The 22,916-nt window shown below is 63.3% G+C and carries 17 protein-coding genes; 4 read left to right on the forward strand and 13 right to left on the reverse strand.

Annotated elements, in window-relative coordinates; all coding sequences use genetic code 11:
• Positions 1-157 precede the first annotated feature (157 nt).
• Together HV744_RS06660 and HV744_RS06665 are read left to right on the forward strand one after the other, a co-directional pair.
• Positions 158-1,237 (forward strand): glycosyltransferase family 2 protein, encoded by a 1,080-nt coding sequence (locus HV744_RS06660; RefSeq protein ID WP_175148750.1) that lies wholly within the window; start codon positions 158-160, stop codon positions 1,235-1,237.
• 327 nt (positions 1,238-1,564) lie between these two features.
• On the forward strand, positions 1,565-1,786 hold the full coding sequence (locus HV744_RS06665; protein ID WP_175148751.1) for a hypothetical protein: 222 nt from the start codon (positions 1,565-1,567) through the stop codon (positions 1,784-1,786).
• A gap of 139 nt (positions 1,787-1,925) precedes the next feature.
• Here HV744_RS06665 and HV744_RS06670 read toward each other — a convergent pair whose 3' ends face one another.
• From HV744_RS06670 to corA, 13 genes are all read right to left on the reverse strand, one after another.
• Positions 1,926-3,230, reverse strand: coding sequence for an MFS family transporter (locus HV744_RS06670; RefSeq protein ID WP_175148752.1), 1,305 nt, complete (start codon positions 3,228-3,230; stop codon positions 1,926-1,928).
• A gap of 138 nt (positions 3,231-3,368) precedes the next feature.
• Positions 3,369-4,526: a GSU2403 family nucleotidyltransferase fold protein gene (locus HV744_RS06675; RefSeq protein ID WP_246278967.1), complete on the reverse strand. Its 1,158-nt coding sequence runs from the start codon at positions 4,524-4,526 to the stop codon at positions 3,369-3,371.
• 93 nt (positions 4,527-4,619) lie between these two features.
• A complete protein-coding gene (locus HV744_RS06680) occupies positions 4,620-6,335 on the reverse strand; it encodes a SpoVR family protein (protein WP_175148753.1) in 1,716 nt (571 codons plus the stop codon).
• On the reverse strand, positions 6,332-7,603 hold the full coding sequence (locus tag HV744_RS06685; RefSeq protein WP_175148754.1) for a YeaH/YhbH family protein: 1,272 nt from the start codon (positions 7,601-7,603) through the stop codon (positions 6,332-6,334). Before HV744_RS06685 ends, HV744_RS06680 begins: the two co-directional genes overlap by 4 nt.
• Before the next feature lie 311 nt (positions 7,604-7,914).
• The gene (locus tag HV744_RS06690) at positions 7,915-9,837 is read right to left on the reverse strand and encodes a PrkA family serine protein kinase (protein WP_175148755.1); all 1,923 of its coding nucleotides are present in this window, start codon (positions 9,835-9,837) and stop codon (positions 7,915-7,917) included.
• 809 nt (positions 9,838-10,646) lie between these two features.
• Positions 10,647-11,408 carry a hydratase gene (locus tag HV744_RS06695; RefSeq protein WP_175148756.1) on the reverse strand — a complete coding sequence of 254 codons (762 nt, stop codon included), beginning with the start codon at positions 11,406-11,408 and terminating at the stop codon, positions 10,647-10,649.
• Positions 11,409-11,772: 364 nt separating this feature from the next.
• Entirely contained in the window at positions 11,773-13,536 is a 1,764-nt protein-coding gene (locus HV744_RS06700) for a methyl-accepting chemotaxis protein (protein WP_175148757.1), read from the reverse strand.
• 457 nt (positions 13,537-13,993) lie between these two features.
• The gene (rbsK, locus tag HV744_RS06705; RefSeq protein WP_175148758.1) at positions 13,994-14,923 is read right to left on the reverse strand and encodes a ribokinase; all 930 of its coding nucleotides are present in this window, start codon (positions 14,921-14,923) and stop codon (positions 13,994-13,996) included.
• Positions 14,924-15,007: 84 nt separating this feature from the next.
• Positions 15,008-16,048, reverse strand: a complete 1,041-nt coding sequence (locus tag HV744_RS06710) for a LacI family DNA-binding transcriptional regulator (RefSeq protein ID WP_175148759.1) — start codon at positions 16,046-16,048, stop codon at positions 15,008-15,010.
• Positions 16,049-16,206: 158 nt separating this feature from the next.
• The gene (locus tag HV744_RS06715; protein ID WP_175148760.1) at positions 16,207-17,274 is read right to left on the reverse strand and encodes an ABC transporter permease; all 1,068 of its coding nucleotides are present in this window, start codon (positions 17,272-17,274) and stop codon (positions 16,207-16,209) included.
• Complete coding sequence (locus tag HV744_RS06720) at positions 17,271-18,866, reverse strand: sugar ABC transporter ATP-binding protein (protein WP_175148761.1); 1,596 nt, start codon at positions 18,864-18,866, stop codon at positions 17,271-17,273. Before HV744_RS06720 ends, HV744_RS06715 begins: the two co-directional genes overlap by 4 nt.
• Before the next feature lie 324 nt (positions 18,867-19,190).
• Complete coding sequence (locus HV744_RS06725) at positions 19,191-20,153, reverse strand: sugar ABC transporter substrate-binding protein (protein ID WP_175148762.1); 963 nt, start codon at positions 20,151-20,153, stop codon at positions 19,191-19,193.
• Positions 20,154-20,593: 440 nt separating this feature from the next.
• Entirely contained in the window at positions 20,594-21,571 is a 978-nt protein-coding gene (gene corA, locus HV744_RS06730) for a magnesium/cobalt transporter CorA (RefSeq protein WP_175148959.1), read from the reverse strand.
• Between the two features lie 559 nt (positions 21,572-22,130).
• On the opposite strand from corA, the gene cydX reads away from it, so the two are divergent.
• Positions 22,131-22,280 carry a cytochrome bd-I oxidase subunit CydX gene (gene cydX / locus HV744_RS06735; RefSeq protein ID WP_175148763.1) on the forward strand — a complete coding sequence of 50 codons (150 nt, stop codon included), beginning with the start codon at positions 22,131-22,133 and terminating at the stop codon, positions 22,278-22,280.
• Entirely contained in the window at positions 22,277-22,897 is a 621-nt protein-coding gene (locus HV744_RS06740; protein ID WP_175148764.1) for a P-loop nucleotide/nucleoside kinase family protein, read from the forward strand. The genes cydX and HV744_RS06740 overlap by 4 nt, the downstream gene beginning before the upstream one ends.
• Positions 22,898-22,916 lie beyond the last annotated feature (19 nt).

Consider the following 22,916-nt stretch of genomic DNA (forward strand, 5'->3'; position numbering starts at 1 on the left):
GAATTTTTCCCCTTCGATCTGCTTTCGGAAGCCAAACATTTCTTCCTGATTTTTACCGATTATTTTTTTCGCACGATGGACTATTTTGCTGCTTGCAGCGATGTGCGCGCCAAGCGAACCGGCTGCCGCCCCTTAATCGATAAAAAAGGCGACGCCCATGTCCATCTTCTCAAACTCCCCAACCTGCCCTCATCTCGCCAAAGTCTCCATCTGCCTGCCTACCTGCAATCGTCCCGAATTGATCGCGCAGTGCATCGATTCGTGCCTCGCGCAGACCTACGGCAACGTGGAAATCGTGATCGGCGACGATTCGAAGGACACCCGCACCCAGCAGTTGATCGCGGCCCGCTATGGACAGGAGCCGCGGGTACGCTACACGCTGAATCAACCGCCGCTCGGCCAGGCGCGCAACGTCGCGAGCCTGTTCGAACGCGCAAGCGGCGACAAGATCCTGCTGATCCACGACGACGATCTGCTCACCACCGACGGCGTCGAAAAACTCCTGTCGCTGTGGACGCGTCATCCGCAACTCGATGCGGCCTTCGGCGACCAGTACGAGGCCGATCACAACGGCGCCGTCGACTTCGACGCGAGCACGCGGCTGAACTCGGCGTTCCGCCGCACCAGGGACGCCGAAGGCCTGCAGCCGCTGGCAGGCAGAACCGGTCTGATCCAGATGTTCCCGAACAACGGCTGGATGGCCGATGCGCGGCTCGTGAAGCGGATCGGCTACAAGGACCAGTACGGCATGTGCTGCGATTTCGTGTTCGGCACCGAACTCTGTCTCGCGGCGCGCGAGGTGTTCTATCTGCACGACTATGTCTCGGTGTATCGCAAGACAGCGAGCTCGATCTCGCACAGCACGCGCGGCACGGCGGTCGCGGCGACGGTCAGCGCGTATGCGTTCGTGAAGGCATTGCAACTGCCGCCGCAACTGGAGCCGTCGCGCAGGCTTGCGTTGCGGCGTCTCGCGCCGATCGTCGCCTCGGTTCATGCGAGGAACCGGCAGGCGCTCATGGGTCTCAAGATCGTGCTCACGCATCCGTTCGCGTACAACTATGGGTTCAGTGTGCGGCTCTACTACCATCTTCTGATGCTCGCGCGCGCGGCGCTGACCGTACGACAACAGGCCGTCGCGGCGGCTGCGGTTGCCGCCGTCGCTGCGGCGCCCGCGGTTGCAACGGATCCGGCCGCCGTGGTGAAGGAACTCATGACGGACGGGGCCGAGCAGGTGTGATGTTGGGCGGTGTCGTGTCTCGGGCTTCGGGCGTTCGGCGTTAAGTGATCGGCGCCAGGCGACAGTTGCAGCGAGCTTTGGCACCGCCATCGCGGCAGCGCTGCAAGACGCGCGCGGCAGGTATGTTCTTCAGCGCGCTTCTCATCACGTTCTCATCACGTTCTCATCGCGTTCTCAGCGCGTTTCTAGCCGCGCTTCCAACCGCCTCCCTAAGCGCCTTTCCTGCTAAGCATCCTCTGCTTGGCAAACGCGTATTTGTCGCTTGGTCCGGCGCACGGCGCTGACTACGATGAACACGAACCGTCATCAGCCCGGAGGTGATTCGCGATGTCCGACAGTGCCTGTTTCAAGCCGCGTGTGATCGAGCCTGTGGTCGTCAACCAGCCGGAAGGATTGGGGCTCGCGGTGGAGTTGTGGCTGGCGCATCCCGTCGACGGCATCGCGGGCCGCGCGCTGCAGATTCATTTGCGCCGCGACGCGAAGATGGCGCAGGCCGAGGCGCTGCGCGATCTGCTGCATGCGTGGGGAACCGAGATCGTGGTGAGTTGAGCGCGCAAGCTACCCTCGCGCGCATCGCGCGTCGTCTCGCATCACGTCGTCCACACAATATGAAACGGCGGCCAGGTCGCCCCAGGCCGCCGTTCTCAACCCGCACCCCAGGTGCGCGGTTCGAGCCTCCCGCTAACGCTCAGGGCTCGTGACGCAGATACCCTTCCGTCGACGGATCGCGCATACGCAGCGACACGATGCCGGCGATCGCGCACATCACCGTGACGTACCAGAAGAACATCGACTCGACGCCGATCGACTTCAGCCACAACGCCACGTATTCCGCGGAGCCGCCGAAGACCGCGTTGGCCACCGCGTACGACAGGCCCACGCCGAGCGCGCGCACTTCCGGCGGGAACATTTCCGCCTTGATCAAACCGCTGATCGACGTGTAGAAACTGACGATCACGAGCGCCAGCACGACCAGGCCGAACGCCGCGTACGGGCTCGTCACGTCTTTCAACGCATGCAGCAGCGGCACGGTGCCGATCGTCGCGAAGAAACCGAAGCACAACATCGAACGACGGCGGCCGATCCGGTCCGACAGCGCGCCGAACGCCGGCTGCATCACCATATAGAGGAACAAGGCCGCGGTCATCACCGTGCTGGCCGTCTTCGTTTGCATGCCCGCCGTGTTGACCAGGTACTTCTGCATGTAGGTCGTGAAGGTGTAGAAAATCAGCGAGCCGCCGGCCGTGAAGCCGAGCACCGTCATGAACGCGGCCTTATGCACCCACAGCCCGCGCAGCGTGCCGGCTTCCTTGCGCTGACGCGTCGCGGCGGTGGTGGTCTCGTCGAGCGATCTACGCAGATACAGCGCGATCAATGCCGCCCCCGCGCCGATCACGAACGGCACGCGCCAGCCCCACTCCTTGAGTTCCGCGGTGGAGAGCGTCTGTTGCAGGATCACGATCACCAGCAGCGCGCACAACTGGCCGCCGATCAGCGTCACGTACTGGAACGACGCGAAGAAACCGCGCCGGCCCTTGAGCGCGACTTCACTCATGTAGGTCGCGCTGGTGCCGTATTCGCCGCCCACCGACAAGCCCTGGAACAGCCGCGCGACCAGCAGCAGCGCCGGCGCCAGCGCGCCGATCTGCGCGTACGTGGGAAGCACGGCGATCACCAGCGAGCCGCCGCACATCATGAATACCGAGATCATCATCGCGGTGCGCCGGCCATGCTTGTCGGCGAGGCGGCCGAAGAACCAGCCGCCGATCGGACGCATCAGGAAGCCCGCGGCGAACACGCCCGCGGTATTGAGCAACTGCGTGGTGGTGTTGCCGCTCGGGAAGAACGCCGGCGCGAAATACAGCGCGGTGAACGAATAGACGTAAAAGTCGAACCACTCGACGAGATTGCCCGATGAAGCGCCAACGATCGCGAAGATGCGGCGGCGTGTGTCGTGAGCCGAGGCCACGGATTGGTCGGTTAGGTCGGTCATGCTGGTGTCTGTCCTTGTCTTTTAACGAAGATGGCGGCCGTGGCGCCGCCTTCACAGCGCGCGCGTCGAAGTGCTCGCCGCGAGCGTGCGCGAATTTTACAGAATTGCAAGGGGTGGATGGGGGTTTGTCAGGCAATCTTATGACGCAAGACTCGTCTGCAACTCCTCGAACCCGGCCTCGTGTGCGTCGCGCATCAGCGCTTCGACCTCCGGCAACGTGCGCCGCACCAACACTCGCGCCGATCGTGGAAGCGCAGCGCAGGCGTCCTCGATGTCGCCACTCCGATGTTCGCCCAGCATCGCCAATAACACCGAAGCCTGCCGCACATCCTTCTGCGACTTCACGAGCGTATTGGTCCGCAGCCGGGACACCAGAAGCTTGTGGATCGCAAACCTCGACGGTTCGGGTACGCGCACCGGCACCGCGCCATGTCGCGAGATAAGCGTGCCCGTTTGCGCGTTCGCCAGCACGTACGCGAGGTAAGGCAAAGCCGTGGCGTGGGCATTGAGCTCAGTCACAGGCACGGTCGAGAATGTGTCATCACGCGACGGAACCAGCAGATCGACGTGAAAGCGCGACTTACCGGCTTCGGTAAATGACGTCGACGGCTCACCGCGTTTCATTGAAGGAACGGATACGAAGTGGATGCCGGTTTCCTTGAGCATGGCGAGCAAACCTCCCTTTGGGATGTTGGTGAGCGCAAGCTGATGCCGACGCGCGATGTCGATATCTTCGGTCTCGTAGGAGATGGCCTTGATGCCAAGCGAATTCAAAATGACGGCGTAAGCGTGTGAGCCAACCAGTACCGCCCCGGCTTCGAACAGTCCGTAGTTGTATAGAACGCCAACTGTCGCATAGGTCTTGTTGTCCGCCAGTTGAAAGCCCAGCTTGCTCAAATCCCGGATTCTCGAAATGAGATCCTTACTCAAATCAATGCGTTGCAGCACGTGCTCGACCCGGGCGTCCACCTCGGGGTCGCCCTTCGGGCCACCCAGATTCTCTTGCTGTCTGCGTCCCTCCGGCCCCATGTACTGGCGCGCATAGTACGCCGCCCCGCCGCGCTTATGCTCGATCACGGTGCCAGGCGCTCCCATCAGCACTTTGTCCTGCGTAGCGGCTGCCTGTGCGACGTTGGCAAACTGAGAGCAATAGGCCAACTCGTGCTGCTCGTAAAGGGGGAACGGTGACATGGAGTTTTTCAGTAGTTTTTCTAATTTTACTGAAAAATCGGATGACGGCCTTGTTTTCAGCACTTTTTCCAAAACTACTGAAAAATTGTCTACGCCCGGTGCCATGCCCACACAAAAAAGCCCCTGCCGGTCTCACGACCGCCAGGGGCTTCGAACAGATCCAAACTGGGTTTCAACCAACCGCCGATCCGACGTGCTTCACACCCTCACCGCGGGCGGCACATACCGGCACTCATAGCGCTTGCGAACCGTGCCGTTCTCATCGACGCTTTCCAGATACACGTCGAACTGCCACAAGCGCGCCATGTGTTTGAGCACTTCATCGCTATCCGACGACAGATGCCGGTTGTCGCTCATGAAGTGCCGCAGCGTCAGGCTCCGGTCGCCGCGCGTATTCACCGCCCACACCTGAATGTTCGGCTCCCGATGATGCATGTCGTACTGCCGTGACAACGCCTGACGCACGTACTGATATCCGCTATCGTCATGAATCGCCGACACTTCGAGCGCATCGCGCATGTCGTCGTCGAGCACCGAGAACAGACGCATTTCCCGGATCAGATGCGGCGACAGATACTGCGCGACGAAACTTTCGTCCTTGAAATTGCGCATCGCGTAGTGCATCGCCGGCAGCCACGGACTGCCCGCCAGTTCCGGGAACCACTTGCGGTCTTCCTCCGTCGGCGTTTCGCAAATCCGGCGGATGTCGCTCATCATCGAAAATCCGAGCGCATACGGATTGATGCCGCTGTAGTACGGCTTCGTCACCGGCGGCTGATAGACCACATTGCTGTGCGAATGGAGAAACTCCATCATGAAGCCGTCTTCCAGCTTGCCCTGGTTGTACATCGTGTTGAGCAACGTGTAGTGCCAGAACGTCGCCCAGCCTTCGTTCATCACCTGGGTCTGCCGTTGCGGATAGAAATACTGGCCGACCTTGCGCACGATGCGGATCACCTCGCGCTCCCACGGCTCCAGCAGCGGCGCGTTCTTCTCCGCGAAATACAGCAGATTTTCCTGCGGCTCCGGCGGATAACGCTCCTCGATTTCCTCCGGCAACGGCGTATGCCGGGTCGGCAGCGTGCGCCATAGTTCGTTCACCTGCGATTGCAGATAGGCCTCGCGCTCACGGCGCGCGGCGAACTCCTTTTCGAGCGACAGCTTCTGCGGACGCTTGTAACGGTCCACGCCGTAATTCATCAGCGCGTGGCACGAATCGAGCAGTTCTTCGACCCGGTCGAGCCCGAAGCGCTCCTCGCACTCCGCGATGTAGTTCTTCGCGTAGACGAGGTAGTCGATGATCGCGTGCGCATCAGTCCACAGCCGGAACAGATAGTTGCCCTTGAAGAACGAGTTATGCCCGTAAGCCGCATGCGCGACGACGAGAGCCTGCATCGTCATCGTGTTCTCTTCCATCAGATACGCGATGCAGGGGTTGGAATTGATGACGATCTCGTACGCCAGCCCCATCTGCCCGCGGCGGTAGCTTTTTTCGGTGGAGAGAAAGTGTTTGCCGAACGACCAGTGACGGTAGTTCACCGGCATACCGACGGACGCGTACGCATCCATCATCTGTTCGGCACTGATGAGTTCGAGCTGGATCGGATACACGTCGAGTTCATATTGCTCCGCAACAAGGGCAATATGCGAGTCGTACTCCTCGATCAATTCGAAGGTCCAGTCGGACGGGCACGGCAAAGGCCGTCTATCGGCTACGTTCATACGGACTTCCCTTTGCCCCTCAATGGGCGTTCCGGTGTGTCCCCGTGCTGCAGCAGTGTCGACTGCTCCGGCTGCGGCGGCGCCAGCATGTTCCGCCCCGGTCTCGGCATGCCCCGACTTTTGCTGCGGCACGCCTTTTCCGCGCTCCGGCTGATAGCCGCGCGCTTCGTTGTGCAAGTGCTTGTCCGTCATGAAGACGCCACCTGCTTTTCAAACAGCTCACGAAACACCGGATAAATGTCGGCCGCGGTTTCGACCTTCTTCATCGCCATGTGCGGCTGGCTCAGCGCCAGCTGCGCATATTCGAGCCACAGGTTCTGCTCTTCGGGCGTGACCTGAATATACGCAAAATACCGCACCTTCTCCAGGATGTCACCCGCCAGTATCTTGCGGCACTTGGGCGAGTCGTCGGTCCAGTTGTCGCCGTCCGAGGCCTGCGCCCCGTAAATGTTCCATTCAGTCGGCGAGTAGCGTTCTTCCATCACCTTCTGCATCAGTTCGAGCGCGCTCGACACCACCGTGCCGCCGCTTTCGGTCGAATGGAAGAACGTGTCCTCGTCGACTTCCTCGGCGCGCGTATGGTGGCGAATGAACACCACCTCGATGCGCTCGTAATTACGCTTGAGAAACAGATACAGCAGGATGAAGAAACGCTTGGCGAGATCCTTGCGCTGCTCGTCCATCGAACCCGACACATCCATCAGACAGAACATCACCGCCTGGCTGGACGGCGTGGGCTGCTTCACGCGATTCACGTAGCGCAGATCGAACGGATCAATGAATGGAATCCGCCAGATGCGGCCGCGCAAATGATGGATCTCCTCTTCGAGCAGCTTGATCTCTTCACGGCGATCCGCGGGATCGGCCTTCATCACGTCGAGCTGCCGCTCCATTTCGTGCAGCTGGTTGACGAGCGGCGCGCCGAGCGCGATGCGCCGGCCGAGCGCGCTGCGCAGCGAACGGACCACGTCGATGTTGTTCGGCGTGCCTTCGGCGGACCAGCCCGCGCGGATGCTCTTCCACGTGGGCACGGCCAGCAGATGCGTTTTGACGAGACGCGGCAGCTCGAGATCGTCGAAGAAATACTGCATGAATTCTTCGCGGCTCAGCTCGAACACGAAGTCGTCCTGACCCTCGCCCTCGTTGCTGGCCTGATTGCCCCCGCCGCCTCCGCCACCCCCTTGCGGGCGCTGGATCTTGTCGCCGCGGATGTAGTCCGAGTTGCCCGGATGCACCATTTCGCGCTTGCCGCCGGGGCCGTGGCGGAACGACGGCTCCGCAATATCCTTGCGCGGGATCGTGATGCTTTGGGTGTTCTGGATATCTTTGATGCTACGGTCGCGCACCGCCTCCGAAACGGCGCGGCGAATATAGTTCTTGACGCGACGCAAAAAACGCTCGCGATTGGCAATGCTCTTGTTCTTGCCTGCTAACCTGCGGTCGATGATTTGATGAAGCACGCCCGGTCTCCCGTGTCGGTCGGAGTTAGCGCTTTAGCGCTTACTCCGATCCCATGCAACGCTGTCGGTCGGAGTTAGCGCTTTAGCGCTTACTCCGATCCCATGCAACGCTGTCGGTCTGAGTTAGCGCTTTAGTGCTTACTCAGACCCCATGCACTCGTATGTCGGTCTGAGCTTACGCTTTAGCACTTACTCCGATCCCATGCAGTTGCGCTAATTTCGGGTGCGCGAGACGCACACCGCTTAATGCAATGCTTGCGCCTCGCAGGGTGCCCGCACGGTCCAACCGCGCGGGCGGCACGCCATGCGCATCATGACGACTTGCGCACCCGCAGATACCAGTCACACAGCAAGCGCACCTGCTTCGGCGTATAGCCCTTCGTCACCATGCGATTGACGAAGTCTTCGTGCTTGCGCTGCTCTTCCGCCGAGCCCTTCGCGTTGAACGAAATCACCGGCAGCAATTCTTCCGTGTTCGAGAACATCTTCTTTTCGATTACGACGCGCAGCTTCTCGTAGCTGATCCACGCAGGATTCTTCCCCGCATTGGCAGCACGCGCACGCAGCACGAAGTTCACGATCTCGTTGCGGAAGTCCTTCGGGTTGCTGATGCCCGCGGGTTTCTCGATCTTCTCCAGTTCGGCGTTCAGCGCCGCGCGGTCGAAACTCTCGCCGGTGTCGTGGTCGCGGAACTCCTGATCCTGAATCCAGAAGTCCGCGTACGTCACGTAGCGATCGAAAATGTTCTGACCGTACTCGGAATACGACTCCAGATACGCGGTCTGAATCTCCTTGCCGATGAACTCTGCATAGCGCGACGCGAGCACGTCCTTGACGAACGACAGATACTTCTGCTCGGTCTCCGGCGGGAACTGCTCGCGTTCGATCTGCTGTTCGAGCACGTACATCAGGTGCACCGGATTGGCCGCGACTTCGGTCGAATCGAAGTTGAACACGCGCGACAGGATCTTGAACGAGAAGCGGGTCGACACGCCGGTCATCCCTTCATCGACGCCCGCGAAGTCGCGATACTCCTGATACGACTTGGCCTTCGGATCGGTGTCCTTCAGATTCTCGCCGTCGTAGACCTGCATCTTCGAGAACAGGCTGGAGTTCTCCGGCTCCTGCAGACGCGTGAGCACCGACATCTGCGCCATCATCTTCAACGTGCCCGGCGCGCACACCGCATTCGCCAGCGACGAATTGCGCAGCAGCTTCTCGTAGATCTTGATCTCTTCACCGTAGCGCAGGCAGTACGGCACCTTCACGACGAAGATCCGGTCGAGCAGTGCTTCGTTGTTGCGGTTGTTGCGGAACGCCTTCCATTCCGACTCGTTCGAGTGCGCGAGGATCACGCCGTCGAACGGAATCGCGCCGAAGCCTTCCGTGCCTTTGAAGTTGCCTTCCTGGGTCGCGGTGAGCAGCGGGTGCAGGACCTTGATCGGCGCCTTGAACATTTCGACGAACTCGAGCAGCCCCTGATTGGCCAGACACAGGCCACCGGAATAGCTGTATGCGTCGGCGTCGTCTTGCGCGTACTGCTCGAGCTTGCGGATGTCGACCTTACCGACCAGCGACGAGATGTCCTGATTGTTCTCGTCGCCCGGCTCGGTCTTGGCGATGCCGATCTGGCGAAGGATCGACGGGTAGCGGCGCACCACGCGGAACTTGCGGATGTCGCCATTGAATTCGTGCAGGCGTTTGACCGCCCACGGGCTGAGGATGTTTTTCAGGTAGCGGCGTGGAATGCCATATTGTTCTTCGAGAATCGGGCCGTCTTCCTCGTAGTCGAACAGACCGAGCGGCGACTCGTTCACCGGCGAGCCCTTGATCGCGTAAAACGGCACGCGTTCCATGAGCTGCTTGAGACGTTCCGCGATCGACGATTTACCGCCGCCGACCGGGCCCAACAGATACAGGATCTGCTTCTTTTCTTCGAGCCCCTGGGCCGAGTGCCGGAAGTAGGCGACCACCTGCTCGATCACCTCTTCCATTCCGTAGAACTCACGGAATGCGGGGTATACCTTGATGACCTTGTTCGCGAAGATGCGCGACATGCGCGGATCGTTGCGAGTGTCGATCTGTTCCGGTTCTCCGATTGCCGTCAACATGCGTTCGCCAGCGGTGGCGTACGCGGCGGGATTGTCTTTGCAGAGCGCGAGATACTCCTCGAGCGAGAGCTCATCTTCTCGCGTTTTCTCGAAGCGGGTCGCGAAACTGCTGTAGATATCCATGCTACCTCCTCGCCGAAGTCTAGACCGATGTCGTGCGCGGCGCGCTATTCGGAAACGACATCGCTCGAATTCATCCTAAACCCTTTTAAATTTTTTTTCACGAACTACGTTGCGAAAATCGCGCCGTACCCGCCTCCCGACATTCATCACTTGGAAACATAGTTTCGACCACCTACAATTTTGCACTCACATCGCAGCAATTGCGGCCTCACGTTGCTGCCCATCGTTGCCTTCATCCCGCCGTCGTCACGAGACGGCATCTCGGTACCGCACTGCTGCTCAGTGCTCCTGCACGACTCCATTGCACTGCGCCACTCGTCGTTATCGAACGATCTCGCTGCGGTATCGGACATGCTGTCTGCGCACGCACACTTTTTTATTGAACGCACGGACGTCATGCGCTTTTCATGCCCGGTCACTTTTTCATCAACGCGCGGCGCATGCCATCGGTCTACATGCGCATGCATCTGTTACATCTTCACTCACGTATCGTCAGGCGGTTCGTCAACGCGCGGCGGGTTTTGGTTCCGCTTCATTCAGCGAACCCACACAATGAATCATTGCGCGAACCACGAGCGCTTCACTATCTGGATTAACCGCGGCGTCGGCAGGGTCGCCGCGTGGATGACTGAATCACGGCGACGCAGCGGATGGTTTTCATAGGTGTATACGGCAACGCCGCTTTCGCAGATGCGGCAAAGGCAAAACGGCCGCCCTGGGCAGCCGTTTGAATGAAGCTTCGTAATGCACTGTAACAAGCACAAGCGCGCTATACCAGGCACGCCGACACCGGCCGCGCCGTGATCCGTTCAGGTCAGTTCAATCTCCACTTCCCCGAGGCCGTCGATATGGCCGCGCGCGATGCCCGGCTTGTCCACCTTGTGTGCGCCGACGTACGAACCGGTGGTGAGCGTCCAGTCCGGCTCGATGGTGATGCCCATGGCGGCGCAATGGTTGACGAACCATACCAGCAGTTCGCGCGGGTCGCCCGCCGGGTTGCCGGTGGCCTCCGGCACCAGCGAGCCGCCGTCGAAGCTCAGCTCCAGTTCGGGTGAAACGAAATCGAAGCCGCGCGCGAGCCCCGCGTAGGCGACCGGATGCCCGGTGATCAACGCGCCGTTGTTCTGCGCGTCGGCCAGTTGCGCGAGTGGCGCGACATTCGGCCATTCGCTGAAGCGGCTATCGACGATCTCGATCGCGGGCAGCACCACGCCGACCTTCGAGAGCACCTCGTCGCGCGCATACGCACGGCCGCGCGGCTCGATCGCCTCGGCGAAACGGAAGGCGATCTCGAGCTCCAGCAGCACCCGGAAAAATCCGCCATGCGCGACGCGCGCTGGCGATGGCAGCACCAGCGAGGCCGGAATCGGCGCACCCGCGGCGGCGGCGCCCGGCGCCCTCGCGCCGATCTTCCACGCGCCGGTCGAGTCGCCGAGGCCTGCGATCACCGCCTGCTGGATCGCATACGCGGTTGCCGCGTCGGGCGGCAGGCTGTCGGGTGCGGGCACATCGATCGGGCGATGCTGCCGGCGTGCTTCGACGAGGCGGAGCGCGAGGTCGTGTGGCGTCATGTCGGTCCTTTCTGGCTGGCGCATGGGGCGGTTCACTATGGCGTGCGGGTTGGGGGAAGCCTGGCATTGCAGCGACTGAAGGCAGGCGCCCACGCGTCTCGAATCGACGATCAGCGTCAGCGATGCCGCCGCGACAAGCGATGGCCGCGCCCGTCAATGTACCGGATCACGACGTCCGCCAGGGAGCGGACTGTCACTGCAAACGTTACATAGTGCGCACACCATGAAAAAAGACCGCGGATGCCAACGCAATCGCGGTCTTTCGAGAGAAGGCGCTCATCCGCGGCGGCCTGCGATGCGCTGACGCGTCGGCGGGAATGAATGTTGCGTTGTGAGGTGCTCGTCCGGAACCGCCTGAAGCCGGTTAGAACGTCTCCCAATCCTGAGCGCCGCCGGCGCTCGCCGTCGTCATGGCTTTGGCGGGCGTGCGGGCGGGCGTAGCGGCTTGCGTTGCGACCGGGGCCGTCAGCGGCTTCGCCGCTGACGCTTGCCGCGAGCCTGCGGACGAAACCTTGCGCGCGGCCAGCGAGTGCACCGGCCTGGCCGCGTGCTTCGGCGCCGTGTTCACCGGCGCGTTGTAGCCGCCTTCTTCGAGCTGAAACACCGCCACCGCGGTACGCAGCTTGCCAGCCTGGTCTTCGAGCGAAGACGCGGCGGCGGCAGCTTCTTCGACCAGCGCCGCGTTCTGCTGGGTGACTTCGTCCATCTGCGTAACGGCGCGCGCCACCTGATCGATACCGCCGCTCTGCTCTTCCGACGCCGCCGCGATCTCGCCCATGATGTCGGTCACGCGCTGCACCGCGGCGATGATTTCGGTCATCGTGCGCCCGGCTTCGTCGACCAGCGCCGAGCCCGACTGGACCCGCTCGACCGAGGTGTCGATCAGTTCCTTGATTTCCTTGGCCGCCGCCGACGAGCGCTGCGCGAGGCTGCGCACCTCGCCCGCCACCACCGCGAAACCGCGCCCTTCTTCACCGGCCCGCGCCGCTTCGACGGCCGCATTCAGCGCCAGGATATTGGTCTGGAACGCGATCCCTTCGATGATCGAAATGATGTCCGCGATCCTCGCCGAGCTCTGGTTGATGTCGCCCATCGTGCCGACCACCTGGCCGACCACCGCGCTGCCCTTGTTGGCGATCTCCGATGCGTTGGCCGCGAGCGCGCTCGCCTGGCGGGCGTTGTCGGCATTCTGCCTGACCGTGCCGGTCAGCTCTTCCATGCTCGACGCGGTCTCCTGCAGCGCCGAGGCCTGCTGTTCGGTCCGCGACGACAGATCGATATTGCCGGCTGCGATCTGACGCGTCGCGGTCGCAATCGATTCGCTGCCGCTGCGTACGCTACGCACCGTTTCGGTGAGGCTGCGCTGCATTTTGGCGATTCCGTCGAGCAGTTGCCCCATTTCGTCGCGCGAAGTCACGACGACCGGACGGCGCAGATCGCCCGCGGCGATCGCGTCGAAATGGCCGAGGGCGTCGTCGAGCGGCCGGGCGATCGCGCGGCTCAGCGTCAGGTAGGACAGCGCCGCAGCCAGCACGCCGACGAGCAACGCAGCCAGGCTGACCATGCGGAACACGTCGAAACTGCCCTGCGCGGCGTCGTAACCCTGCTTCGCCTGTTCGAACTGGACTTTGCGCAGCGCGTCGTCGGCGTTGGCGAGTTCGTTATAGGTCACTTGCAGGCGCTTGGCGCCGTCGATCAGTTTGGACTGGTCGTTCGCCGCGACGATTGCCGCAAAGACGTCCATCTGCTGATGCAGCGTGTCCCGTTTGGCGACGACGTCCTGCGCGACGCGGTCTTCATCGGCGTCGCGCGGCATGCCGAGATATTTTTTCCACCACATGTCGGACGTGGTGCGCATCAGACGCGCGCGCTCCAGCGTCGGCGCCGCTTCCGGCGTGCCGGCCATGAACGCGGCCCGGTCGAGCGCGAGGCGCTCGCGCGCCGCGTACAGCTCCGCGTTGCCGATATTGACCGCGCTTGGCATCGCGTTCGTGAAGGTGTCCTTATACGAACTGTTCGCACGGCTCATGCCGAACAAACCGAACACGCCAATGGCGACCAGCAGCGCGGCGAGAAAAGCCATCGTGAGGCCAATCCGCGCCTTGATCGTAATGCCTTTGTTCAACATGCCTGTTCCTGTGCGTGGCAAATGAGAGGCTGCATACGCAGCGCGAAGTAAGGTGTGGCGTCTGCGTTCTGGCACTTTTTGAGCAAGCGCTCTAATACTCTCGTTTACGGCGCGCAAACCGCATACTTGAAGAATTTATATGGTATGAAGAAAGGCGTTGTAAGCACCTGGAAGAAATTACAAAATACTGACGGGCGCTGAAGTTGCGGGCTGCCTGGATGGACTTGTTGGACTCGTCCGGATTGGCGTCGGAGTGTGGGAACGGGCGCTCAGACCCCGTATTAGTGCCGTCGCGCGGGGTTTTTTGACTCGGGGGGGGCGAATGCGCGCGCGGCAGGGGATGCGGCGACTAATGAGGGAAAAGCCGAGGCGAGGCTGGAGTAAAACGCAAGCGGCGCGGAGATGAAGCGCCGCCGCGCGCGCATTCCCATGTCGCGCGTGACGCCGCTTCCTGAAATCAGATCGAAGCGTCCAGTTCAGCGCGAGTCGGAATCGAAGGCTGCGCGCCAGCACGCGTCACCGACAGCGCCGCGGCGCGCTGCGCAAAACGGATCGCCACATCGACGCTCGCGCCCTGCGCGAGCTGCGCCGCGAATCCGCCGATGAAGGTATCGCCCGCCGCCGTCGTATCGACGGCCTTTACCCGCGGCGCGTCGTGCAGCGTGGCGGCCGCGCCGTCGAGCGTCGCATGCACGCCGCGCGCACCGAGCGTCACCAGCACATTGCGCGCGCCGGCCGCGCGCAGCGCGGCGGCGGCTTTGGCCGCGTCCTCGGGTGTCTCGACCGGCAAGCCGCTCAGCGCCGCGGCTTCCAGCTCGTTCGGAATCAGGTAATCGATCAGCGGCAGCCAGTCGGCGGGCAACGGCCCGGTGGCCGGCGCGGGATTCAGGATCACCGTCTTGCCGAGCCGCCGCGCCGCGGCCAGCGCCGCGCGCACCGTGGCAGGCGGGGTTTCGAGCTGGCAGATCACGACGTCGGCGGCGGCCAGCACCGCCTCGTGACGGGCCATCGTCTCGGGCGTGACTTCGCCATTGCTGCCCGCGACGATCACGATCGCGTTCTGACTCGCATCGTCGACGACGATCAGCGCGACCCCGGTCGCTTCGTTGCCGGTTTCGAGCGCCGCGCAGTCGATGCCTTCCGCTTCAAGCCCGGCTCGCAGTTGCGCGCCGTTGGCATCTGCGCCGACGCAGCCCAGCATCGACACCTGTGCGCCGAGCCGCGCGGCCGCGACCGCCTGGTTGCCGCCCTTGCCGCCCGCGACCTGCGCAAACGTGCGGCCGGCCAGCGTTTCGCCGGGATGCGGCAGACGCGGCGCGCGCGCCACGAGGTCCATGTTCAGACTGCCGACCACCGTCACGCGTGAGCGCGTTGCGTTACTTGCCACTCCGGCCTCCTCGATTGCGCGCAGCGGGTCCGTGCGTGTTGCAAAGCACGCGGCCACCTCATGCGGCCACACCATACGACCACATCACGCGGCCAGATCGTGTTGTGCCGCGCCGGCCCACGTCGCGGTGGACTCGCGCACGATCAGCCGCGGCGACACCACGCGCCGGCGGCCCGGCGCACGCACATTGCCCGACGATGTCCCGGCAATGCGTTCGATCAGCGTCTGCGCGGCCATATCGCCGAGCGCGCGCACCGACTGCCCGACCGTCGACAGCGCCGGATAAGTGAAGCGCCCCAGTTCGATGTCGTCGAAACCGATGATCGAACAGTCGCGCGGCACGCTGATATTGCGTTCCGCCGCGGCGCGCAGCGCACCGATGCCCATCATGTCGTTGCCGGCGAAAATCGCCGACGGCTTGACCGTGTCGAACAATTGCCCGGCCGCACGGTGGCCGCCGGTGCCCGAGAAATCGCTCTCGACAATCGCATCCGGCGGAATCTCGATGCCGCGTTCGGTCATTGCGCGGATGAAGCCATGTACCCGCATCGCGCTGACTGCCGTCTGCACCGGCCCGGTAATGCAGCCGATCCGCACATGCCCCAGTTCGAGCAGATGACGGGTGGCGAGATACGCGCCCTTTTCGTGGTCGATCTGCACCAGGTCCGCGTTCAGCCCTTCGATGTTGCGGTCCACGATCACCAGCGGTTCGTGCGAGTCGGCGAGCGTTTGCGCGAGCACCGCGTCGTCGCCGGCCGACGCGACGATCAGCCCGTCGATGCGCTTTTCCTGCAGCACGCGCAGATAGTTACGCTGCTTGGCCGGGTCGTCGTCGGAATTGCAGAAGAACACGCAGTAGCCGTTGCGCGCGCAGCCGTCCTCGATGCCGCGCGCCAGCTCCGCGAAATACGGATTCGTGCTGTTCGGCACCACCAGCCCGATCGTCGCCGTCGCGCGCGCCTTCAGCGAGCGCGCCACCGCCGACGGCACGTAGTGCAGTTGACGGATCGCGTGTTCGACCTTCGCGCGCACATCGGCCGACACCGGCCGCGAGTTGTTCACCACGTGCGATACCGTCGTGAACGACACGCCTGCCACGGCCGCCACATCCTTGATCGTCGCCATAACCTGTTGCTCTCCTGCCTGTTTTTCCCGCCGGCCGCGCCACCTGGCGACCCACCGGACGTCTTCCTCGAAGACAGACCCAACCCATGAATACCTATGCTGTACCGCTAATCAGGCTGCCACTGCTGTTGGTTGCGCGCGGTTCGACGACTCGCGGCTCAGGCGCGCTTGCGCCGGCTCCGGTACGTGTCCAGCACCACCGCCACCACGATCACCGCGCCGGTGATCATGCGCTTGGTCGGCTCGTTCGCGCCGATCTGCGCGAGCCCGGCCGCCAGCACCGAAATGATCAGCACGCCGAAAAACGTGCTGATCACCGAGCCGCGCCCGCCCATCAGACTCGTGCCACCGATCACCACCGCCGCGATCACCTGCAGTTCCACGCCGACGCCCGCGTTCGGATCGGCCGCTTCCAGACGCGAAATCTGGAACAGCGCGGCGAGCCCGGCGAGCGCGCCCATCAGCGCGAATACGACGACCTTGTACGGCCGTGGATTGACGCCCGCGAGCCGCACCGCTTCCTCGTTCGTGCCGATGCCGACCAGGTAGCGGCCGAACACCGTGCGCGTGAGCACCAGTTGCGCAATCACCATCACCGCGACCGCGATCAGGAACGCCGGCGAAATGCCGAGCGCGATCGGGTTCGACAGGAAGTCGAATGCGTCGCCGATATAGGCGGTGCGCGAATTGGTCATCTGATACGCCATGCCGCGCGCGGCTTCAAGCACGCCGAGCGACACGATGAACGACGGAATCCGCCAGCCCACCGTGACCGCGCCGGTGATGGTGCCGGTCAGCGCCGCCGCGGCGACGCCGAGCAGCGCCGACGGCAACGGCCCCCAGCCCCACTTCAACGCGGCCACGCTCACCACCGACGCCCCCAGCGCCAGCACCGAGCCCACCGACAGATCGATCCCGGCGATGATCAGCACGAAGGTCATCCCGACCGACATCACCACCAGATCCGGAATCTGGTTGGCGATCGTGCTGAACGTGTCGTAGGTCAGGAAGTGCGAACTCAGCAGCGAGAACAGCACGATCATCGCCAGCAACGCGCCGGCCACACCCAGGTAGTTCGAAAAGCCGAGCCGCGTGCCAGCCGGTTTGCCGCTCGCGAGCGGCGCCGACGGGTCGGCCGGCGGCGTCACATTGGCGTGTGCATGTCCGTTGGCGCCGGCCGCGCCCGGCTTGCCGCTCGACCCTTCGCGCAACGATTGATCGGTCATGACAGACTCCCTGCTTCGTTGGTGTCGCGGGCGTGCAGCAACGCTTCGCGGCTGCGGTAGCCGGCGAACGCGGCGGCCAGCAACGCGTCCTGCGTCCAGCTGGCGCGCTCGAACACACCCGTCATGCTGCCCGCGGACATCACGCCGATCCGGTCGCAGATCAGCATCAGCTCACGCAGATCGCTCGACACCACGACGAGCGCGCGCCCTTCGCGAGCCAGCGCACCCATCAGGCCATAAATATCGAACTTCGCGCCGACGTCGATGCCGCGCGTAGGTTCGTCGAATAACAGCACGCGGCAGTCGCGCGCCAGCCAGCGGCCGATCACGACCTTCTGCTGGTTGCCGCCCGACAGCTCGCCGACAATCTGCGCCGGGCCCGAGCTGCGAATCCGCATCGCGTCGATCTGCTGCTTCGCCAGCGCGTTCTCGCGTTTCGCATCGACGATGCCGTGCCGCGCGACGCTGCCGATATTGCCGAGCGACACGTTGGCCGCGATCGGCTGCGGCAGCAGCAGGCCTTCGCCTTTGCGGTCCTCGGTAATCAGCGCGATGCCGGCGCGCACCGCGTCCGCCGGCGAATCGATCCGCACCGGCGTGGGCGGCGCGCCCGGCGTCGCGGCCAGCGCCACCGTGCCGCTGTCTCTCGAATCGGCGCCGTAGATCAGCCGCATCAGTTCGGTGCGGCCCGCGCCGATCAGGCCGCTGATGCCGAAGATCTCACCTGCGCGCACGTCGAACGACACGTCGCGCACCACCTTGCCGCGCGCGAGCCGGTCCACCTTCAGCAGCGGCGCGCCGATGTTGCGCACGCCCAGGTCGATCCGCTCGCCGAGTTCGCGGCCCACCATCCACGTGACGATCTGCTCGCTCGTCAGGTCGGCCATCGTGTCGACATGCACCAGCCGGCCGTCGCGCAGCACCGCGATCCGCTCGGCCACCCGCGCCAGCTCCTCGAGCCGGTGCGAGATATAGACCAGCGCGACGCCGCGCGACTTCAACCGGCCGATCTGTTCGAACAGCAGATCGACTTCGCGCGCGGTGAGCATCGCGGTCGGCTCGTCGAGGATCAGCACACGGCAGTCGTCGATCAGGTTGCGCGCGATCTCCACCATCTGCTGATGACCGATGCCGAGTTCGCCGACCAGCGTGTCGGGATCGATCGCGTCGAGGCCGACTTGCGCCATCGCCTGCCGCGCGTCATCGCGCAGCTTGCGGCGGTCGATCCAGCCGAAGCTGAACGCGCCCACGCGCGGCAGGCGGTTCAGGAACAGGTTCTCGGCCACCGACAAGGTCGGCAGCAGATTCAGCTCCTGCATCACCATCCGTATGCCGAGCGCCTCGGCTTCGGTGCGGCTCGCCGGCGCATAAGGCTCGCCGCCGAGGCGCATGGTGCCGGCGCTCGGCTCGACGAGCCCACCGATAATTTTGGACAGCGTACTCTTGCCGGCTCCGTTCTCGCCGGTCAGCGCCAAGACCTCGCCGGCTCGCAGCGACAGCGAGACATCGGCGAGCACCGGCTCGGCATAGGTCTTGCCGATACCGCTGACGGACAGTACGGCAGGCAAGGCGTCGTGGTCGGTTGAATCCATCGCGATCCCGGTTCCATGGCGGCCGCGCGGCCTCATGCGATTCACTCGAATAAAGCCGCTAACAGCCGCCACGTGTCATGCCGGCCCAATGCGCGGAATGCGCAGGTGCTAACGGCCGCGCCTCCTCCCACCGCGCAGCCACCGTCATGACGCTTACCTCTGGATTTAACGGCGGCGCGGCAGGTTTCTTGAGCGTTTATTGAACGCATGGTGAGCGTTTATTGAATAAACCCGGATTCGCGCGTTGTTGCTGCAAGGCGGCATGCAGCGGCGCCGGCGCGAACCCGCCCGCCCGGGGCTGACTCCAGCGCCGGGCGCACGCCTTTATTTGGTCACCAGACTGACCGGCGTTTCCACCACGCCCGACAACTCCGACTGCTTCTTGTGCTCGCTGAGCGCCTTCAGCGCGGTGTCGATACCGAACACCGCCTGCTTGGCCGCGTATTGATCCGCGGTGGCGAGCACGCGGCCGTCCTTCAACATCGGCCTGATCGCGTTGATGTTGTCGTAGCCGACCACCAGCACCTTGCCCTGCTTGCCCGCCGCGCGCACCGCCGAAACGGCGCCGATCGCCATGTTGTCGTTGCCGGCGAGCAGCGCCTTCAGATTCGGATATTCATTGAGCATGGCCGATGCCACCGCGTTGCCCTTGTCGATTTCCCATTCGCCCGACTGCACCGAGACGACCTTCGCGCCGACGCTCTGCATCGCGTCCTTGAAGCCCGCGGTGCGCTGCTGCGCATTGGTGGTGGTCGACACACCTTCGAGAATGCCGACCTCGTCACCCGCCTTCAGCCGCCCGGCAAGGAAATCGCCGACCATCAGCGCACCCTTGCGGTTATCCGGGCCGACGAACGGCACATTCAGGTCTTTCGACTTGAGCACGTCCGGGTCGAGTCGGTTGTCGATGTTCACGACGATGATGCCCGCGTCCATCGCCTTCTTCACGACCGGCACGAGCGCCTTCGAATCGGCTGGGGCCAGCACGATCGCGTCGACCTTGGAGACGATCATCTGCTCGACGATGCGGATCTGGTTCGCGGTGTCGGTCTCGTCCTTGATGCCGTTGGTGATCAGGTCGAACTGGCCGGAATTGTGTTTCTGGTAGTCCTTCGCGCCGGTTTCCATGGTCAGGAAGAACTCGTTGGCCAGCGACTTCATCACCAGCGCGATTTTCGGCTTATGGGCCGGGGCGTTTTGCGCATACGCGGCGGAAAACGGCAACGCGGCGCTAGCGGTGGCGAGGATTGCGGCGGCGACGATGCGACGGCGAATACGATGGCTCATGCGTATCTCCAAAGTTATTCAGGCTCGGGATCGAGCCGTATTTTTAGTGGCGCGCAAACGTTTGCGACGGCTATTCTCAGCGCAATCCTTAAGAAATGTCAACGATCCGCGGTGGTGTGGTGCACCGGCGCGCAGAATCTGCGGCGCTGCCGGGCACCCGATCGATTCAGGCCGGCACGCGGGGTAAGCGTGTCGGCAGGCAGCGTGTGGCAAGGGTCCCTCGCTCGGTCCGTGCATGGTGGTTTTGCCATCGGCTGCAAGCTGGGCAACCGATGGGCCGCCTATGCTGGCCTTTTATTGCGCGCGATGCAAGCGGGGACAACACGGGGCGCGCGAGATGGGCTCGACGTGCGAGCGGGAGTAAACGGGCGGCCAGGCCGATGCGGACCCCACGCGAACGCGGCCGCCGCGCGCCAGTTCGTGACGCCGCGCAGACCGGCTTAGAGCCAGCCCGCCCGGCGAAAGCGCCGATACAACACGAGGTCGACCGTCAGCATGATCGCCAGACACATCGGATAACCGAACCTGAAATGCAGCTCGGGGATGTTTTGAAAATTCATCCCGTAGATGCCGGCGATCATGGTCGGCACCGCAAACAGCGCCGCAAACGAACCGAGCCGCTTGGTCACCTCGTTCTCGGCAAGCGAAATCATGCCGAGATTGACCTGCACCGCGGTGACGACAATTTCACGCCGCCCTTCGATGGTTCTGACGATCCGCTCGAGATGGTCGTAGACATCGCGAAAGTAAGCCTGCATCCCCTGACAGGCACTCGGAATGCGGCCGCCGGTCAATTTGCTGACCGCTTCCTGCAGCGGAACGATATGGTGCTGCAGGGTCACGAGACGCCGCTTCAACGAGTAAAGGTCCTGAATGATCGCGCGCGACGCCGCCGAATTGTTGCGGTCGAAAATGCGGTCTTCGAGTTCTTCGATCTCGGTGCTCATCGCCTCGATGATCGGGAAATAGCGATCGACGACGTCGTCGAGCAACGCGTACAGCACGAATGCCGCGCCTTCCTTGAGCAAGCGCGGCTCGCGCTCGCAACGCGCGCGCACGCTCTGAAAACCGACGCGGGTGCCGCGGCGCACCGACAGCACATAGTTGTGCCCGACGAACACATCGACTTCGCCAATCAGCAATTCGCCGTCGTCGTCCATTTCGACCGTATGCATCACGGCGAACAGCGACTCGCCGTATTCCTCGATCTTGGGACGCTGGTGGCCGTTTTGGGCGTCCTCGATCGCGAGCTCGTGCAGGCCGAACTCATGTTTCATCACGGCCAGCTCGTCGGGCCCCGGCTCTTTCAGCGCGACCCAGACGAAGCACTCGGGCCGCGCCACGTAGTCGCTGATGCTATCGATGTCGATGTCAGCCAGCTTCCGACCGTCCTGGTAGGCGGCGCAATTGATCAGCATGTTCGGATTACCCTTTAAAACGGAAACGGACCGGCCGGCCTCGCCCTGTGCGTAAGCCACGTGTCAGGTCCGCGTTGACGAATAAATATTAGCCGCCATGTTAAGTGCGTACGCGAAAACGCCACGTATCCAATTGTTAAACCTTGTGGGCAATGACCTTGAGCCCGCGTCTGCCTCCCGTTGCTTGCGGGCCACCCTGTGCAGCTCGATGTGATGATCTTCATTGAACCTGACCCGCGCGCGGTTCGGTTAGTTGATTGTGGTCAAGCTTTTTCCAGCGTCTGATGAGGGCTGGCGCGATACCTGGCGATCCTGATTGCTCCCGCCCAGCCGTTGCCAGCCATGATCGCAACGCGCGAACGCTCCGCCAGCCTGGCCGAATGGCCAAACGCGCCCCCTTGCATGGCATCGCGTTCTTCTTCATGATCGCTGCAAAGAGCACGTTCCGTACACGCTTCGCATTGCGGATTTACCCCCGGTTCGATCGCATGCCGCGCTATTTGGCCGGCCTGCTGGCTTCGCCGTCCGCGGCGCCGGACCTACGATCAAGGAGACTGCTATGTGGTATTTCACCTGGATTCTCGGCGTCGGCGTGGCATTGGGCTTCGGCGTCATCAACGTGATGTGGCTGGAGACCAACGGCAAGTTCGCGCGTGACCCGCAGCCCGCCGACACGCCGTCCGCCCCTCCCGAGAGCAAGCCTTCGTGACGCATCTGGTTTTCTTTTGCGGTCACGCAGGCACCGGCAAGACCACGGTCGCCAGGAAGCTGATCGGCCCGCTGATGAAAGCGAGCGGCTCCCCTTTTTGCCTGCTCGATAAAGACACGCTGTACGGCGGCTATAGCGCGGCCGCGATGGCCATGCTGACCGGCGACCCGAACGACCGCGACAGCCCGCTTTTCCTGCAGCATCTGCGCGACCCCGAGTATCGTGGCCTGCTCGACACCGCCCGCGACAATCTCGAACTCGGCATCGGCGCGCTGGTGGTCGGGCCGCTTTCACGCGAAGTGCGCGAGCGGCGCCTGTTCGATCGCGCATGGCTGGGTGTCGGTGCGCAGGTGGCGCTGCGGGTCGTGTGGGTCTATACGTCGGAAGAGCTGGCGCGGCAGCGGATCGTCGAGCGCGCGAATCCGAACGACGCGTACAAGCTCGCGCACTGGGACGAGTACCGGCAGCGCCGCTTCATGCCCAGCGGCGAGATTTGCGACGATCTGTTGATGTTCGACACTACCGCGCCCACGTCGGCGGACTATGAGGCCTTGCTGGCGCGCATCGTCGGCGAGCCGCGCGCGGCGTCCACGATGATGCCGCCGGTGCCGGTGTAGCCGCCGCGGCCAGAAACAG

This window comes from Paraburkholderia ultramafica (assembly GCF_902859915.1).
Lineage (GTDB): Bacteria > Pseudomonadota > Gammaproteobacteria > Burkholderiales > Burkholderiaceae > Paraburkholderia > Paraburkholderia ultramafica.

Coding starts and splice junctions, on each gene's coding strand:
- HV744_RS06690 (WP_175148755.1), bottom strand. CDS start 9,837: ATGGATATCTACAGCAGTTTCGCGACCCGCTTCGAGAAAACGCGAGAA.
- HV744_RS06715 (WP_175148760.1), bottom strand. CDS start 17,274: ATGACCGATCAATCGTTGCGCGAAGGGTCGAGCGGCAAGCCGGGCGCG.
- corA (WP_175148959.1), bottom strand. CDS start 21,571: ATGCTGATCAATTGCGCCGCCTACCAGGACGGTCGGAAGCTGGCTGAC.
- HV744_RS06725 (WP_175148762.1), bottom strand. CDS start 20,153: ATGAGCCATCGTATTCGCCGTCGCATCGTCGCCGCCGCAATCCTCGCC.
- HV744_RS06720 (WP_175148761.1), bottom strand. CDS start 18,866: ATGGATTCAACCGACCACGACGCCTTGCCTGCCGTACTGTCCGTCAGC.
- HV744_RS06675 (WP_246278967.1), bottom strand. CDS start 4,526: ATGGCACCGGGCGTAGACAATTTTTCAGTAGTTTTGGAAAAAGTGCTG.
- HV744_RS06680 (WP_175148753.1), bottom strand. CDS start 6,335: ATGACGGACAAGCACTTGCACAACGAAGCGCGCGGCTATCAGCCGGAG.
- HV744_RS06665 (WP_175148751.1), top strand. CDS start 1,565: ATGTCCGACAGTGCCTGTTTCAAGCCGCGTGTGATCGAGCCTGTGGTC.
- HV744_RS06695 (WP_175148756.1), bottom strand. CDS start 11,408: ATGACGCCACACGACCTCGCGCTCCGCCTCGTCGAAGCACGCCGGCAG.
- HV744_RS06710 (WP_175148759.1), bottom strand. CDS start 16,048: ATGGCGACGATCAAGGATGTGGCGGCCGTGGCAGGCGTGTCGTTCACG.
- cydX (WP_175148763.1), top strand. CDS start 22,131: ATGTGGTATTTCACCTGGATTCTCGGCGTCGGCGTGGCATTGGGCTTC.
- HV744_RS06660 (WP_175148750.1), top strand. CDS start 158: ATGTCCATCTTCTCAAACTCCCCAACCTGCCCTCATCTCGCCAAAGTC.
- HV744_RS06670 (WP_175148752.1), bottom strand. CDS start 3,230: ATGACCGACCTAACCGACCAATCCGTGGCCTCGGCTCACGACACACGC.
- HV744_RS06700 (WP_175148757.1), bottom strand. CDS start 13,536: ATGTTGAACAAAGGCATTACGATCAAGGCGCGGATTGGCCTCACGATG.